At 75.3% G+C, this 14,683-nt stretch carries 16 protein-coding genes; 9 read left to right on the top strand and 7 right to left on the bottom strand.

Annotated features, from left to right (window positions below; all coding sequences use genetic code 11):
• Positions 1-6 precede the first annotated feature (6 nt).
• The 3 genes from L332_RS16800 (at position 7) to L332_RS16790 (ending at position 2,913) form a co-directional block, all read left to right on the top strand.
• Entirely contained in the window at positions 7-525 is a 519-nt protein-coding gene (locus L332_RS16800) for a hypothetical protein (protein WP_021009388.1), read from the top strand.
• 17 nt (positions 526-542) lie between these two features.
• Positions 543-1,337, top strand: a complete 795-nt coding sequence (locus L332_RS16795) for a thioesterase family protein (RefSeq protein WP_021009387.1) — start codon at positions 543-545, stop codon at positions 1,335-1,337.
• 79 nt (positions 1,338-1,416) lie between these two features.
• The gene (locus L332_RS16790; protein ID WP_021009386.1) at positions 1,417-2,913 is read left to right on the top strand and encodes an alanine/glycine:cation symporter family protein; all 1,497 of its coding nucleotides are present in this window, start codon (positions 1,417-1,419) and stop codon (positions 2,911-2,913) included.
• 12 nt (positions 2,914-2,925) lie between these two features.
• Here the strand turns inward: L332_RS16790 and L332_RS16785 are convergent, their stop codons facing one another.
• A complete protein-coding gene (locus L332_RS16785) occupies positions 2,926-3,795 on the bottom strand; it encodes a hypothetical protein (RefSeq protein ID WP_021009385.1) in 870 nt (289 codons plus the stop codon).
• A gap of 34 nt (positions 3,796-3,829) precedes the next feature.
• Between L332_RS16785 and L332_RS0114560 the strand changes: the two genes are divergently transcribed.
• Positions 3,830-4,198: a DUF2255 family protein gene (locus L332_RS0114560; RefSeq protein WP_031223179.1), complete on the top strand. Its 369-nt coding sequence runs from the start codon at positions 3,830-3,832 to the stop codon at positions 4,196-4,198.
• Between the two features lie 12 nt (positions 4,199-4,210).
• Here the strand turns inward: L332_RS0114560 and L332_RS16780 are convergent, their stop codons facing one another.
• Positions 4,211-4,879, bottom strand: coding sequence for a DsbA family protein (locus L332_RS16780; RefSeq protein ID WP_021009383.1), 669 nt, complete (start codon positions 4,877-4,879; stop codon positions 4,211-4,213).
• Between the two features lie 65 nt (positions 4,880-4,944).
• Here L332_RS16780 and L332_RS16775 point away from each other — a divergent pair, with 65 nt between their 5' ends.
• Both L332_RS16775 and L332_RS29690 read left to right on the top strand, forming a co-directional pair.
• Positions 4,945-5,232, top strand: a complete 288-nt coding sequence (locus L332_RS16775; RefSeq protein ID WP_021009382.1) for a DUF1905 domain-containing protein — start codon at positions 4,945-4,947, stop codon at positions 5,230-5,232.
• 71 nt (positions 5,233-5,303) lie between these two features.
• Complete coding sequence (locus L332_RS29690) at positions 5,304-7,481, top strand: protealysin inhibitor emfourin (protein WP_021009381.1); 2,178 nt, start codon at positions 5,304-5,306, stop codon at positions 7,479-7,481.
• Between the two features lie 2 nt (positions 7,482-7,483).
• On the opposite strand, the gene L332_RS16770 is transcribed toward L332_RS29690, so the two are convergent.
• On the bottom strand, positions 7,484-9,199 hold the full coding sequence (locus L332_RS16770) for a thiamine pyrophosphate-binding protein (RefSeq protein ID WP_021009380.1): 1,716 nt from the start codon (positions 9,197-9,199) through the stop codon (positions 7,484-7,486).
• A gap of 198 nt (positions 9,200-9,397) precedes the next feature.
• On the opposite strand from L332_RS16770, the gene L332_RS16765 reads away from it, so the two are divergent.
• Positions 9,398-10,096, top strand: coding sequence for a lysoplasmalogenase family protein (locus L332_RS16765; protein ID WP_021009379.1), 699 nt, complete (start codon positions 9,398-9,400; stop codon positions 10,094-10,096).
• 3 nt (positions 10,097-10,099) lie between these two features.
• Here L332_RS16765 and L332_RS16760 read toward each other — a convergent pair whose 3' ends face one another.
• Positions 10,100-10,993, bottom strand: a complete 894-nt coding sequence (locus L332_RS16760; protein WP_021009378.1) for a LysR family transcriptional regulator — start codon at positions 10,991-10,993, stop codon at positions 10,100-10,102.
• Positions 10,994-11,057: 64 nt separating this feature from the next.
• On the opposite strand from L332_RS16760, the gene L332_RS16755 reads away from it, so the two are divergent.
• On the top strand, positions 11,058-11,339 hold the full coding sequence (locus L332_RS16755) for a GNAT family N-acetyltransferase (protein WP_021064837.1): 282 nt from the start codon (positions 11,058-11,060) through the stop codon (positions 11,337-11,339).
• Between the two features lie 3 nt (positions 11,340-11,342).
• On the opposite strand, the gene dhaM is transcribed toward L332_RS16755, so the two are convergent.
• From dhaM to dhaK, 3 genes are read right to left on the bottom strand one after another with little or no spacing between them, the layout of a single operon-like run.
• Entirely contained in the window at positions 11,343-12,029 is a 687-nt protein-coding gene (dhaM, locus tag L332_RS16750; RefSeq protein ID WP_021009376.1) for a dihydroxyacetone kinase phosphoryl donor subunit DhaM, read from the bottom strand.
• A complete protein-coding gene (gene dhaL, locus L332_RS16745) occupies positions 12,026-12,646 on the bottom strand; it encodes a dihydroxyacetone kinase subunit DhaL (RefSeq protein WP_021064836.1) in 621 nt (206 codons plus the stop codon). The genes dhaM and dhaL overlap by 4 nt, the downstream gene beginning before the upstream one ends.
• Entirely contained in the window at positions 12,643-13,647 is a 1,005-nt protein-coding gene (dhaK, locus tag L332_RS16740) for a dihydroxyacetone kinase subunit DhaK (protein ID WP_021009374.1), read from the bottom strand. Before dhaK ends, dhaL begins: the two co-directional genes overlap by 4 nt.
• Before the next feature lie 235 nt (positions 13,648-13,882).
• Between dhaK and L332_RS16735 the strand changes: the two genes are divergently transcribed.
• Complete coding sequence (locus tag L332_RS16735; protein ID WP_374222113.1) at positions 13,883-14,614, top strand: MIP/aquaporin family protein; 732 nt, start codon at positions 13,883-13,885, stop codon at positions 14,612-14,614.
• Positions 14,615-14,683: the final 69 nt, after the last annotated feature.

Genomic DNA, 14,683 nt, shown 5'->3' with positions numbered 1-14,683 from the left:
GCCCGCGTGCCGACCGATGCCGACCTCGCCGCCGTGGAGCGCGCTCGCGCGCTGCTGGGCGCGATGGCCGAGCGGCTCGCCGAGGCCGGCGCTCGAGACGAGGCGCTCGCGAAGCACGTCGAGCCGAAGCCGCTGCTCGGCATCCCGCGGCGGCCCACGATGCGCTCGCTCGGCCGCGCGTGGCGGCTCGGCGCGCTGCTCGTCGAGCGCGACGGCTCGGCGTGGCAGACCGGCATCTCGACGCGCGTGGCCGAGCCCGGCCGCCCGCAGTTCCACTCCGCCTCCGTCGAGCAGCGCCGCGCCTACCGCGCGGCCGCGCTCCAGGGCCGCTTCCCGATGGGCGAGACGGTGAACCACGGCGTCCGCCGCATCCCGATCGACGAGTCGCTCATCGGGGACCCCGGACCGCTCTTCGTCGAGGACGGCGAGGCGCTCGTGCGCTGGGGCGCCGACGCGCCCGTGCCGCTCGAGCGCTACCTCGACGACCTCGCCGACCTGCTGCTGCACCCGCCGCAGGGCGCGTAGCGGCTAGCGTCGGAGGCATGCAGCCCAGCGATGCCTACTTCGTCGCGCTCGGCGACGGCCGCTACCGACCCACCGAGCACGCGGTCGGCGCGTGGCAGGAGGGCGAGATCCACTTCGCGCCGCTCGCAGGCCTCCTCACCCACGCGGTCGAGCGCCACCGCGCCGACGTCGGGGCCGCGCCGTTGCGGCTCGGCCGCATCGCCTTCGACATCCTGGGCTTCCTCGCGCTCGAGGACGTCGCGGTGCGGGTCGAGACCCGCCGCCCGGGCCGCACGATCGAGCTCACCGAGGCCACCGCATCCATCGCCGGTCGCGACGTCGCGATCGCCCGCGCGTGGCACAGCGTCGAGGTCGACACGCGCGCGGTCGCGGGCGGCGAGGCCGAGCCGCTCCCCTCGCCCGAGGCGATGCGCCCGTCGGCGTTCGCGGCCGAGTGGGGCGGCGGCTACGTGCGCTCGGTCGAGCTGCGCGTCGCGGGCGACGGCGCGCCCGGCCGCAACCGCGCGTGGAAGCGCACGACGCATCCGCTCGTCGAGGGCGAGGAGGCGAGCGCCCTCGCGCGCTGGATCGGGCTCGTCGACGGCGCGAACGGCATCGCGGTGCGCGAGCGGCCCGACGCGTGGATGTTCCCCAACCTCGACCTGACGATCCACCTCCACCGCGAGCCGGAGGGCCCGTGGGTCGGCTTCGACACACGCGTCGCCTTCGGCCCGACCGGTCAGGGCGAGACGCACACCGCGCTGCACGACGAGCGCGGGCACGTCGGCCATGCGTCGCAGACGCTCACCGTGCGGCCGACCCCGACGCGCTGACGGATGCGCGGGGCACGTCGCGCGCGGCGGTAGGTTTGCACCCTACGCACGACGAGACCCGCGAGGAGACCGACCGACGATGGACCTGACGCCGCTGCAAGCCGTCCTCGACAGCCTGAGCGGCATCATCTGGGGGCCGTTCCTGCTCATCCCGCTGCTCGTCGGCACCGGCCTCTACCTCACGATCCGGCTCGGCGGGCTGCAGTTCCTCAAGCTCGGCGCGGGCCTGCGCCTCGGGCTCCTGCGCCGCAAGGACGACGGCGCCGAGGGCGACATCTCGCAGTTCCAGGCGCTCACGACCGCGCTCGCCGCGACCGTCGGCACCGGCAACATCGTCGGCGTCGCGACCGCGATCGGCATCGGCGGCCCCGGCGCCCTCTTCTGGATGTGGGTCACGGGCCTCGTCGGCATGGCCTCGAAGTACACCGAGGCCTACCTCGCGGTGCGCTTCCGCACGACCGACGAGGCGGGCGAGAAGTCGGGCGGCCCGCAGCACTACCTGCGGCGCGGCATCCCCGGCCCGCTCGGCCGCGTGCTCGCCGTCTCGTTCGCGATCTTCACCGTCGTCGCGTGCTTCGGCATCGGCAACATGACGCAGGGCAACTCGATCGCCTCGAACGTCGAGTTCAGCTGGGGCGTCCCGACGTGGGCGACGGGCATCGTGCTCGCGGCGCTCACGCTCGTCGTGCTCGTCGGCGGCATCAAGTCGATCGGCCGCGTCACGGCCGGCTTCGTGCCGGTCATGATCGTCTTCTACGTGCTCGGCGGCCTCTGGATCCTGGGCGCGAACGTCACGGCGCTGCCCGCCGCGCTCGCGCAGGTGTTCACGGATGCGTTCACCGGCACGGCCGCGATCGGCGGCTTCGCGGGCTCGGCGCTCATCATCGCGGTGCAGATGGGCGTCGCGCGCGGCCTGTTCTCGAACGAGTCGGGCCTCGGCTCGGCCGCGATCGCCGCCGCCGCGGCCCGCACGACGCACCCCGTGCGGCAGGGCCTCGTCTCGATGACGCAGACCTTCATCGACACGCTCATCGTCGTGAGCATCACGGGGCTCACGATCGTCGTGACCGGCGTGTGGGACGACGTCGACGAGGCGGGCGAGCAGATCAGCGCCGCGCTCATGACCGGCGAGGCGTTCTCGACCGGCCTCCCGGGCGACTGGGGCCACTGGGTCGTGACGATCGGGCTCGTGATGTTCGCCTATTCGACGATCCTCGGCTGGTCGTACTACGGCGAGCGCAACGTCGAGCGGCTCTTCGGCCGCCGGCTCGTCATGCCCTTCCGCGTGCTGTTCTCGCTCGTCGTCTTCGTCGGCTGCACGACCGAGCTCTCGCTCGTGTGGACCTTCTCCGACATCGCGAACGGCCTCATGGCGCTGCCCAACCTCATCGGCCTGCTCATCCTCTCGGGGCTCGTCGCGCGCGAGACTCGCCACTACTTGCGGCACGACCCGCGGCTCGAGGCGTCGAAGGACGAGATCGAGGCGTTCATGGCCGATCAGCCGGGCTGGGCCGACTGGAAGGCGGGCGACGAGATCGGCACCTCGCGCATCGACCTGCGCCGCGCGCCCCGCTGACGCGCGGCGGCGTCAGGGCTGCGCGCAGCGCGCGACGACCCACGCGAGCAGCGCGTCGCGCTGCGCGTCGGGGCTCGGCAGCAGCAGCTCGGCCGGCGCGCCGCCGATGCTCACCCGGACGCGGAAGATCGTGCCCTGCTTGTCCTCCGCGATCGCGTGCGCGTCGCAGCGCCCGGGCGTGAGCGGCACCTCGACGACCGACGCCCCGCCGCCCGGCTCGAGCGCGATGCCGACGGGGAGCGACTCGATGCGGTTCCCGGATGCGTCGACGGGCGCGAGCAGGACCGTCGGGCCGACCTCGACGACGGTGCCGCCCGCGGCGCCCTCCCCCGCCACGGGGTCGAGCTCGAGCCGCACGGTGGCCGGGCCCGACCCATCCGCCGGGATCACCGGATCGAGCCAGCGCACGCTCGCGACCTCGCGCTCGAACGCGCGCAGCGCGCACGCGGCGTCGTCGATCGACTCGAGCTGGCCGAGCGGGTCGCCGGGCGCGCCCTCGACCGCCCGGCCGTCGGCGAGCTCGAGCATCGCGCGGTGCTCGAGCGGCCCCTCGTCGCACGTCGGCTCGGGCAGCTGCAGCCGCAGGTTGCGCGAGGCGCCGGGCGGCACCGCGTCGCTCTCGGCGCGCTCCATCGGCGCGCTCCACCGGCTCGACTCGTAGACGGCGCGCGCGACCTCGAGCGCGGCCTCCCCCTCGTTCGTCACGCGCAGCTCGATGTGGCCGCTCGCGACGTCGCCGCGCAGCTGCACGACCTCGAGCACGACGCTCGCGTCGGCCGCCGGCACCGGGCTCGGCGCCGGCCCCGGCGTGCCCGCGCAGCCCGCGACCGCGACCAGCGCGACGAGGCCCGCGACCGCCGCTGCGCCTCGCCGCTCGAGCATGGCGCTCATCCTGCCACTGCGCGAGGATGGCGGCATGAGCGCGCCGTGGGACCCGGAGGACCTCGCCGCGATCGGCATGACCGAGGAGCTGCACCTCTCCTCCCGGCGCGCCGACGGCAGCCTGAGCCCCGCGATCACGATCTGGGCGGTCGCGATCGGCGGCGAGGTGGTCGTGCGCTCCGCCTACGGCGCGCAGAACGGCTGGTACCGCCGGGCGCTCGAGCGCGGCGCGGGCCGCATCCGCTGCGGCGACGTGGAGCAGGACGTCGAGATCGACGACGGCTCGGGCCTCGACCAGCGCGCGATCGACGACGAGTACCGGCGCAAGTACGCGCGCTTCGAGCCGCCGATCGTCGCGACGGTCGTGGGGCACGCGCACACCCTGCGGCTGCGGCCCGCCTGAGCCGCGGGCGGGCTACTCGGCGAGCGCCGCCTCGATCGCGGCCTCGAGGTCGCCGTAGTCGCGCAGCTGCAGCTGCTCGCCGTCGACGTAGAAGGTGGGCGTCGACGGCACGCCGAGCGCGATGCCGGCGTTCGCGTCGAGCGCGACGCGGTCGAGCGTCGCGTCGGCCGCGACCGCCTCGTCGAACGCCTCGAGGTCGAGTCCGAGCTCCTCCGCGTAGCCGCGGAACGTCGCCTCAGCGCCGTCGGCGCCCGCCCACTCCGACTGGCGCTCGAACAGCAGCGCGTGCATCTCGGCGAACGCGCCCTGCTGCGCGGCCGCCTCGGCGGCGACGGCCGCTGGGATCGCGTTCGGGTGGCTCGGGAGCGGGAAGTAGCGCACCGCGAACGTCACCTCGTCGCCGTGGCGCTCGACGAGGTCGTCGACGATCGGCGCGAACTGCCCGCACGCGGGGCACTCGTAGTCGAAGAACTCGACCACGACCGGCGCGCCCTCGCCCGCGTCCGAGAGCAGGTGGGTCGAGTCGTCGACGAGCTCGGCGGATGCGGCGCTCGAGCCGGGCGCGGGCGCGGGCGCGGCGGTCGGCGACTCCCACGGCCGCACGACGAGCAGGGCGACGCCGACGATGAGCACGAGGGCCCCGACGACGGCGGCGATGGAGACGGCGGCGCTTCTGGGCATGGGGTCCAGGCTACCGGCCGGGCTCGGCCCTCCCCCGCGTCGGCGTGCGGCGCTAGCGTGCCCGCATGGAGCTCGAGTTCTCGGCGACCGCGATCGAGTGGCGCGGTCCCGCGCCCTTCGTCTTCGTGCCCGTCCCGCCCGACGAGTCGGAGCTCATCCACGACAGCGCGCGCGAGCTCACCTACGGCTGGGGCGCGATCCCGGTCGAGGCCACGGTCGGCGGCACGACGTTCACGACCTCGCTCTTCCCGCGCGAGGGCCGCTACCTGCTGCCGCTCAAGGTCGCCGTGCAGCGGGCCGAGGGCGTCGGGCTCGGCGACGAGGTGGCGGTGCGGATGCGCTTGGGCCGCTAGGCGGGCGCGAAGCGGTCGGCGGGCCGGCGGTCAGCGGCCCGGAGTAGCATCGCCGCGATCGAGGGGGCGCCATGGGAATCGACGGACGGGGCTTCGCGGAGCGGGTCGGCGCGCTCGGCGCGACGACGGTCCGCCGCGCCGAGCGCGGCATCCACCGGCTCGCGCGGCCGGCGACCTTCGCGCTCGCGCCGCTGCTGCTGCGGCAGGCCAAGCAGCTGCAGTCGGCGCTCGTGTGGCTGCCGGAGCCGCAGGGCCGGCGCTGGGGCACGGTCGGCGAGGCGCGCGGCGGCGAGCCGCTGCGGCTGCTGCTCGTCGGCGACTCGACCGCGACCGGCGTCGGCGCCGGCCGGCTCGAGGACGCGCTCGCCGTGCGGCTCGCCGAGCAGCTCGCGGCACTCGCCGACCGCAGCGTCGAGTGGCGCATCGAGGGGCAGGAGGGCTCGACCTCCGCCGCGGTGCTCGAGCGGCACCTCGCCGTGCTCGACCGGCAGGCGCATGAGCCGTGGGACGTCATCCTCGTGCTCGTCGGCGCGAACGACGCGCTCCAGCTCGTGAGCCGTCGCGCCTTCACCGCGACCGTGCGCACGCTCCTCGAGGGGCTCCGCCGCCACCTCCGGCCCGGCGGGCTCATCGGCGTCGCCGGCGCCCCGCAGATCGACACCTTCGCGTGGCTCCCGCAGCCGATCCGCTCGCTGCTCGGCGGGCACGCGCGCAGCCTCGACGACGCGCTGCAGCGCCTCGCCGCCGCGGCGCCCGACGTCGTGCACCTCCCCACGCCCGCGATCCTCGAGCCGCAGTGGCACGCATCCGACGGCTTCCATCCCTCCGGGGCGGGCTACGCGCTGTGGGCGGGCCTCATCGCGCCGGGGCTACACGAGGCGCTCGGGGCGCGCTCGCCGTCGCCGCTCGCGGGCCGCCGCGGCATCGTGCCGCCCTACCTGCTCGAGCGCCTCGCGGCGGCCGACCTCCCCGCGGCGCGCGTCGCCGCGCAGACGCTCGGCGTCGACCGCGAGGTGCGCGTCGAGCGCGCCGTCGGTCCCCGGCGGCGGGGGCTCGGCGCTCCCGCGCCGGCGCGCGTCCCGGGCGAGCCCTCCCCCGACCGCATCATCAGCGACGCGCGCGGCACGACGACGCTGCCGGGCGACGAGGTGCGCACGGAGGGCGCGCCGCCGACGGGCGACGCGGCCGCCGACGAGGCCTACGACGGCCTCGGGGCGTCGTGGCGCTTGCTGCTCGAGGCCTTCGGCCGCGACTCGCTCGACGGGCGCGGCATGCCGCTGCGCGCGACCGTGCACTACGGCGAGCGCTACGACAACGCGTTCTGGGACGGCGAGCGCATGGTCTTCGGCGACGGCGACGGCGAGGTGTTCGCGGGCTTCACCGGCGCGATCGACGTCATCGGGCACGAGCTCGGGCACGGCGTCATCGCGGCGACCGCCGACCTCGTCTACCGCGACCAGCCGGGGGCGCTCAACGAGTCGATCGCCGACGTGCTCGGCTCGCTCGTCAAGCAGCACTCGCTCGGCCAGGACGCCGACGAGGCCGATTGGCTCATCGGCGCGGGCGTCTTCACCGACCGCGTGCAGGGCGTCGCGCTGCGCTCGATGGCGGCGCCCGGCACGGCCTTCGACGACCCCGTGCTCGGCGAGGACCCGCAGCCGGGTCACATGCGCGACTTCGTCGTCACGCGCGACGACCTCGGCGGGGTGCACATCAACTCCGGCATCCCCAACCGCGCCTTCCACCTCGTCGCGACGACGATCGGCGGACCGGCGTGGGAGGCGCCGGGGCAGATCTGGTTCGACGCCCTCACCGGCGGCCTCGACCGCGAGGCCGACTTCGCCGCCTTCGCGCGCGCGACGGAAGCGGCTGCCGAGGCGAGGTTCGGTGCGGATGCGCGCGAGACCGAGGCGGTGCGCTCGGCGTGGCGCGCGGTCGGCGTGACGGGCGACGCGGAGCCGGGCGCCCCCGTCGAGGACGCCGTGCGCGTCGCCCGCACGGGCGGCATGCTCGGCCGCACGCGCGCGGCGACGCTCGAGCTCGAGATCATCCCGGGCGACGACCGCGAGCGGCTCGACACGCTCGTCGCCTCGGGCGTGCTCGCCGAGCTCGACGGGCGAGTGCTGCCCGACGCGCCGCTGTGGCGCGTGACGATCGAGACGCGCTGCGACGTCACCGTCGCCGAGCCGCTGCTGCCCGACGAGGTGCTCGCGCTCTTCCGCCGGCTGCTCGAGCTCGACGAGCGCTGACGTCAGCCGCGCGACGCGCGCTTCGCGGCCTCGACGACCTCGAGCATGTAGGGCGCGACGACCTCCCGGCTCACGCGGCAGTCGGCGAGGAAGACGCCGTCGGCACCGCTCGCGAGCCACGCCTCGAGGTGGCGGAGGTCGTCGAGCGACTCGATGACCGCGCCCTCGGCGCCGAAGCCGCGCGCGACCGCGGCGAAGTCGACCTGCTCGATGAGCATGGGCTCCTCGGCGACGCCGCGCACCGCGTACTGGTGGATCTCGGCGCCGTAGGCGGCGTCGTTCACCAGCACGATCACGCCGTGGCGCACCGAGCGCACGACCGAGTCGAGGTCGGCGATCCCCATGAGCGCGCCGCCGTCGCCCGAGACGAGCACGATCGTCGACTCGGGCCGCGCGACGCCCGCGCCGACCGCGCTCGGGAAGCCGAGGCCGATCGTCTGGAACGCGGTGCCGACGAGCAGCAGCCGCTCGGGGTCGGCGACCGAGAGGTGGGTGGGCGCCCAGCCGATGAAGTGGCCGCCGTCCGAGACGATCACGCGGTCCTCGGGCAGGATGCGCTCGAGCGCGTGGAAGAGGCTGCGCGGGTCGAGCCGGCCGTCGGGCGCGATCGCGTCGCCGGGCTCCCGGTCCCGCTGCGCGCCCGTGACGTCGCCGAAGCCGGCCTCCGTCCAGCCCGCGTCGCCGTGCGCATCCGCGCCCTCCGTGCCGACGAGCGCGACGAGCGCGTCGGCGACGAGCCGCGCGTCGCCGCGCACGTGCTCGTCGACGCGCGGGTTCGTCGGGCCCTCGAGCACGTCGACCTGCACGATGCGCGCGTCGGGCGCGAAGGCGTCGCCGAAGCGCGTCTGGAACTGGTTGAGGCTCGCTCCCACGACGAGCACGACGTCGGCGCGCTCGATCGCCGCGGCCGCGCGCTCGGACGCGAAGCCGCCCGAGATGCCGAGGTGCCGGTGGTCGTCGGCGAAGATGCCGCTGCCGAGCACGCTCGAGGCGGTGCGGGCGCCGAGCGCCGCGGCGAGGGCGCGCAGCGGCTCGGCTGCGCCGGCGAGGTGGGCGCCGCGGCCCGCGAGCACGAGCGGCCGCCGCGCCTCGAGCAGCTGCTCGGCGACGCCCGCGAGCTGCTCGGCGTCGATCGAGAGGAAGGGCTCGGCTACGGCATCGGCGGCGGGCTCGAGCGCTGCCTCCTCGACCTCGAGGTGCGCGATGTCGTACGGGATGGCGAGCACGACCGGGCGCCGCTCGACGAGCGCGGTCTCGACCGCCCGGCGCGCGGCACCGGCGGCGTCGGCGCGCGTCGCGACGATCGTCGGCGCGCCGACCGCGGTCGCGACCGCGCGCTGGTCGATGTCCCACGGCCGCGGCCCGGCCGTCGGCTGGTCGCCCACGACGAGCACGAGCGGCACGCGCGCGATCGCCGCCTCGGCGAGCGGCGTGATGGCGTTCGTGTAGCCGGGGCCGTAGGTCGTCGTCGCGATCGCGAGCGCGCCGCTCGCCCGGTGGTGCGCGTCGGCCGCGGCCACGGTCGCCGCCTCGTGGCGCACGGTCGTGACGGCCATCGCGCCGCGGCGCACGACGGCGTCGAGGAACCAGGCGTTGCCGTTGCCCATGAGCGCGAACACGACGGATGCGTGGCGCTCGAGCTCGGCGGCGATGGCGGCGGAGACGGTGGTCACCGCGGTCGCGGCGCGGTCGGCGGTCGAGGGGGCGGTGTCGGGCACGGTGCACTCCAGGGGGTCCGGAGGCTCTCGCGGCACGCACGGAGCCTCGAGTCGAGGATCCATGTGTGTCGCGCGCGGAGCGCGTGGTCGCCTTTGTCGTGACCGGCGCCGGGGCGCCTGACGAGTCGATGCTAGCCGAGTCCCCGACACGCGCTCGCGGGCGCGGCCGAGCGCGAGGCCCGTGGTTGCATGGCTGGCATGCCGCAGCTGCCCCGAGCCCTCCGCGCGGGGTTCGCGGTCTCCGGCACGGCGCTCGCGATCAACCTCGTGGCGGCGCTGCTGCTCGACCTCGAGGTCGGCGAGCCGGCGCTGCTGACGCTCGCTCGCGACCTGACCATGTGGCTGCTCGCGCTGCCGATCGCGGTCGCGCTGCTCGTGCTCGGCGCGTGGCGGAGCGCTCCCGGCGCCTGCCACGTCGCGGCCGTGCTGCTGTGCTGGCTCGGCGACGGGCTCGGCTCCGTCACCGGTGAGACGGTCGTGCTGCTCGGCATGTTCCTGCTCGCCGCCGTCGCCTTCCTCGCGGCCCTGTGGCCCTCGCGCCGACGCTCGCTCGCGTGGGGCTGGGCGGCGATCGGCTACGGCCTCGTCGGCGCGATCTCCGGCGGCGTCATCGCGCTCGGCGCCGGCCCGCTCGCGGTCCCGGTGCTGCTCTACGCGCTCCTCATCGCCGCCGTCGCCGCCTTCGCGGCGATCGACACCGCGGGCCTGCTCGGCGGCCTGCTGCTGCTCTCGAGCGTGCTCGTGCTCGGCATCGGCCTCTTCCTCATCGAGATCCCGGATGCGCTCCGCGCCTTCGCGGTGCTCGTCATGTACGTGCTCGGCCAGGCCCTGCTCGCCGTGAGCCTGCAGCAGCGGCTCGGCCTGGGCCGGGCGGTCGCGGCGCCCGACCGCGCCTGACGCTCAGCGGCCCTCGGCCCAGAGCCGCTGCATCGCCTCGAGCACCGTCAGCACCGCCGGCACCCGCTCGGCGCCGTGCCGGTGCCGCAGCGACACCGTGCGGCCCGAGCCGTCGGAGAGCGGCGCGACGACCACGTCGTCGCGAGTGAGCACGCGCAGCGCCATGTCGGGCAGCAGGGTGACGGAGCCCGTCGCGGCGACGAACGACTGCGCGGCGACGAAGTCGTCGGTCTCGAAGTGGATGCGCGGGGCGAAGCCCGCCTCGGTCGCGAGCGCCTCGAGGTGGGAGCGGCACCGCTCGCAGCCGCCGACCCACTCGGCGCCGGCGAGCGACGCGATGTCGACCGGGGCGCCGCTCGCGAGCTCGTGCGATGCGGGCAGCACGATGCGCGAGGGATCGGGCCCGAGCTCGATGCGCGCGAGCTGCACGTCGTCGTGGAGCTCGTCGTACTCGAAGGCGACCGCGACGTCGGCGTCGCCTGCGAGCACCGCGTCGATCGCCTCGGGCGGCTCGAGCTCGATGACGCGCGCGGTGAGCCCCGGCACGGCGAGCCGCGCTGCGGCGATCGAGCGCGGCACGAAGTCGGCGAGCGCGGAGGGGAACGCCGCGATCGTGACGCTCCCGGCGCCCTCGGCGAGCGACGCGAGCTCGGCCTCGGCCGAGCCGAGCAGCCCGGCGATGCCGTCGGCGTGGCGCAGCAGCCGCTCCCCCGCCTCGGTGAGCGTCACCCCGGTCGAGGAGCGCAGGAGCAGCGCTTGGCCGACCTCCTCCTCGAGCAGCCGGATGTGCTGGCTCACGGCAGGCTGCGTCCACCCGAGCACCCTGGCGCCGCCGGAGACGGACCCCTCGCGCGCGACGGTGCGGAAGATCAGGATGCGTCGCGGATCGAGCTGCATGGCTCCAGCATGCCGCACGCTCCCGCCCACGGGGCTCACAGCGCGCGTGGCTAGGCTCGCGGGCATGAGCGAGCAGATCGAGATCGTCGACAACCCCGCGGCGCAGCGCTTCGAGGCGCGCGTCGACGGCGCGCTCGCCGGCATCGCCGACTACCGCGACGCCGACGACGTGCGCGCCTTCCCGCACACCGAGGTCGACCCGTCCTTCGGCGGGCGCGGCATCGGCTCCCGGCTCGTCGACGAGGCGCTCCGCGCGACGATCGCCGAGGGCAAGCGCATCCGGCCGCAGTGCTCGTTCGTCGTCGCGCGCGCGGCGCTCGACGAGTTCGCCGCGCACCGCGCGTAGCCGCTAGCCCTCGCCGAACCCGCTCTCGGCGAGCTCGCGGATCGCCGCGATCGCCTCGTCGGCCTGCGGTCCCGTCGCCTCGAAGCGCGCGGTCGCACCGCGGTCGAGGCCGAGCGCGAGCACGCGCAGCAGGCTCGAAGCGTCGACGCCGTTCACCGTCACCTCCGCCTCGAAGCCGCTCGCGGCGCGCACGAGCAGCGCCGCGGGCCTCGCGTGCAGCCCGTGCTCGTTCTCGAGCTCGAGCTCGAGCACCGCCGCGCCGTCCTCCGGCTCGACGACCGCGCCCTCGCCGGCGGTCGGCTCCGGTCGCGCCGCCCCCTGCAGCCCCGACTCGGCGGCCGCCACGACCTGCTCGAGGCCCGCGCCGCCCTCGGCGGCGACGGCGGCGGCGACCGCGCCCTCGACGAGGGGCGCGTCGGCGATGCGGATGCGCTCGGGCGCCTCGGCGAAGTCGAGGGCGGTCTGGGCGGTCAGCACCGCCGAGCCGAGGTCGCACAGCACGACGACGCCGTCGCCCGAGTCGGCCTCGGCGATCGCGGCCTGCACGCGGTCGAAGCTCGTGCCGAGGCCGCCGTCGTCGGTGCCGCCGGCCGCGACGATCGCGACGCTCGGCGCCATCTGGGCCGCGAGCTCGACGACCCCCTCGGCGATGCGAACCGAGTGCGAGACGATCGCGAGCCCGACGGTCACGTCGTCTCCGCCGCCGCGGCGAGGATGAGCGCGGTCGACTCCGCGCCCGGGTCGCGGTGGCCCACGGCCCGCTCGCCGAGGTAGGAGGCCCGGCCCTTGTGGGCGACGAGCGGCTCCGTCGCGACCGCGCCCTCCGCGGCGGCCGCCGCCGCAGCGGCGAGCGCCGCGCGCACGTCGTCGCCGGCCGCCGACGCCGCCTCGACCGCCGGCGTCCACGCATCCACCATCGTCTTGTCGCCCGACTCCGCCTTGCCGCGCGCGACGATGCCGTCGCGCGCCGCCGTGAGCACCTCGACGAGCGCGGGCGCGTCGAGCTCGTCGCGATCGCCAGCCGCCATCGACGCCTTGAGGAACGCCGTGCCGTAGAGCGGCCCCGCCGCGCCGCCGACGGTCGAGATGAGCGTCGTCGCGACGAGCCGGAGCACAGCGGCGGGCGTCGCGCCGTCGTCGAGCGCGTCGAGCTTGCCGAGCACCGCCTGGAAGCCGCGGTCGAGGTTCTCGCCGTGGTCGGCGTCGCCGATCGCGCGGTCGAGCGCGGTGAGCTCGGCCTTGCGGCGCGAGACCTCGGCCGCGACCGCCTCGACCCAGCGCCGCGTCCACGCGCCGTCGAGCGTCACCGGCCCCACCGGAGCGCCGCCGTCTGCACCGGGGCGTCGTAGAGCTCGAGCAGGTCGTCGTCGACCTGCAGGAGCGTGATCGAGACGCCTTGCATCTCGAGGCTCGTGACGTACGAGCCGACGAGCGAGCGGGCGAGCACGATGCCGCGGTCGGCGAGCACCTCGGCCGCGCGGCGGAACACGATGTAGAGCTCGGACTGCGGGGTGCCGCCCATGCCGTTGACGAGCAGCACGACGCGATCGCCCTGCTGGAACGGCAGGTCCTCGAGGATCGGCTCGATCAGCCGGTCGACGATGCGATCGGCGGGTTCGAGCGCGATGCGCTCCCGCCCGGGCTCGCCGTGGATGCCGATGCCGATCTCGACCTCGTCCTCCCCGAGCTCGAAGCTCGGCTCGCCCGCGTGCGGCACCGTGCACGGCGCGAGCGCCATGCCCATCGAGCGCACCCGGCTGTTGACGGTGCGCGCGACCTCGGCGACCTGATCGAGGCTGTCGCCGCGCTCGGCCGCGGCGCCCGCGAGCTTCTCGACGAGCATCGTGCCGGCGACGCCGCGGCGCCCGGCAGTGTAGAGCGAGTCCTTCACCGCGACGTCGTCGTCGACGATGACCGACTGCACCTCGATGCCCTCCGCGAGCGCGAGCTCCGCGGCGGTCTCGAAGTTGAGCACGTCGCCCGTGTAGTTCTTCACGATGTGGAGCACCCCGGCGCCGGCGTTCACGTGCCGCGTCGCCTCGAGGATCGGGTCGGGCGTCGGCGAGGTGAACATCGCGCCCGGCACGGCGGCGTCGAGCATCCCGTGGCCGACGAAGCCGGCGTGCAGCGGCTCGTGGCCCGAGCCGCCGCCCGAGACGAGGCCGACCTTGCCGTTGAGCGGCGCATCGGCGCGCACGACCGCGAACGGCGGGTCGACGATGAGGCGCACGAGGTCGGGGTGCGCCGCGGCGAAGCCCGCGAGCCCCTCGTCGACCGTCTTGCCGGGATCGTTGATGAGCTTCTTCACGACGTCGGTCCTCTCCCTCGGGGTGTCGGTGGCTCACACCGTACGCCCAGGATGCTGATCCCGCGATGGATCTGAGGAAATCGCAACCGGTTCCGCAAAATCGGGCGGTGCGCGGTTAGAGTGTGGCCACCGCTCGAGGGAGCGGTACGGGCAAGGACGCCCGTGGAAGAGAAAGCAGGGACCTGTGGATCTGAACCCCGGCCTGGTATTCCTCTCTGAGCTCGTCGGCACGGCGATGCTCGTGCTGCTCGGCTGCGGGGTCGTCGCGAACGTCGTGCTCAAGGGCACGAAGGGCTTCGGCGGCGGCTTCCTCATGATCAACTTCGGCTGGGGTCTCGCGGTCTTCGCGGGCGTCATCGTGTCGATCTACTCCGGCGCCCACATCAACCCCGCCGTCACGCTCGGCCTGCTCGCGCAGGACCTCGCGACCGGCGCCGACTACGACTGGGCGCTGCTGCCGATCTACCTCGGCGCGCAGTTCCTCGGCGCGTTCCTCGGCGCGGTGCTGTGCTGGCTCGCCTACAAGCAGCACTTCGACGTCGAGGAGGACCCGGGCGCCAAGCTCGGCACCTTCTCGACCGGCCCCGCGCTGCGCTCGACCGGCTGGAACCTCATCACCGAGATCATCGGCACCTTCGTGCTCGTCTTCGTCGTCATCGCGTTCGGGGCGCAGAACGGCGACGCGGATGCGTCGGTGCCGGCCGGCCTCGCGTCGCTCGGCGCGCTCCCGGTCGCGCTCCTCGTCGTCGGCATCGGCGCGTCGCTCGGTGGCCCCACCGGCTACGCGATCAACCCGGCGCGCGACCTCGGTCCGCGCATCGCCCACGCGGTGCTGCCCATCAAGGGCAAGGGCTCGAGCGACTGGGGCTACTCGTGGATCCCGATCGTGGGCCCGATCGTCGGCGGCGTGCTCGCCGGTCTGCTCGCACCCACGATGATCGCCGGCGTCGCCGGCTTCGCCGCCTGAGCGCCGGAGGGGGACCGTCGGGTCCCCCTCCGCCGTCTCCCCCACCGCATCCGCAACCGAACCAAGGAG

Origin of the sequence: Agrococcus pavilionensis RW1 (assembly GCF_000400485.1) — a bacterium.
Classification (GTDB): domain Bacteria; phylum Actinomycetota; class Actinomycetes; order Actinomycetales; family Microbacteriaceae; genus Agrococcus; species Agrococcus pavilionensis.
The sequence above is the reverse complement of the archived record's forward strand: the minus strand, read 5'-3'. Positions and strand labels throughout refer to the sequence as shown.

Excerpts from the sequence above, each read along its gene's own strand:
- L332_RS16795 (WP_021009387.1), top strand. The coding sequence starts at position 543 with ATGCAGCCCAGCGATGCCTACTTCGTCGCGCTCGGCGACGGCCGCTAC.
- L332_RS16735 (WP_374222113.1), top strand. The coding sequence starts at position 13,883 with ATGCTCGTGCTGCTCGGCTGCGGGGTCGTCGCGAACGTCGTGCTCAAG.
- L332_RS16775 (WP_021009382.1), top strand. The coding sequence starts at position 4,945 with ATGGAGCTCGAGTTCTCGGCGACCGCGATCGAGTGGCGCGGTCCCGCG.
- L332_RS16765 (WP_021009379.1), top strand. The coding sequence starts at position 9,398 with ATGCCGCAGCTGCCCCGAGCCCTCCGCGCGGGGTTCGCGGTCTCCGGC.
- L332_RS16780 (WP_021009383.1), bottom strand. The coding sequence starts at position 4,879 with ATGCCCAGAAGCGCCGCCGTCTCCATCGCCGCCGTCGTCGGGGCCCTC.
- L332_RS29690 (WP_021009381.1), top strand. The coding sequence starts at position 5,304 with ATGGGAATCGACGGACGGGGCTTCGCGGAGCGGGTCGGCGCGCTCGGC.
- L332_RS16760 (WP_021009378.1), bottom strand. The coding sequence starts at position 10,993 with ATGCAGCTCGATCCGCGACGCATCCTGATCTTCCGCACCGTCGCGCGC.
- L332_RS16785 (WP_021009385.1), bottom strand. The coding sequence starts at position 3,795 with ATGCTCGAGCGGCGAGGCGCAGCGGCGGTCGCGGGCCTCGTCGCGCTG.
- L332_RS16755 (WP_021064837.1), top strand. The coding sequence starts at position 11,058 with ATGAGCGAGCAGATCGAGATCGTCGACAACCCCGCGGCGCAGCGCTTC.
- L332_RS16790 (WP_021009386.1), top strand. The coding sequence starts at position 1,417 with ATGGACCTGACGCCGCTGCAAGCCGTCCTCGACAGCCTGAGCGGCATC.
- L332_RS0114560 (WP_031223179.1), top strand. The coding sequence starts at position 3,830 with ATGAGCGCGCCGTGGGACCCGGAGGACCTCGCCGCGATCGGCATGACC.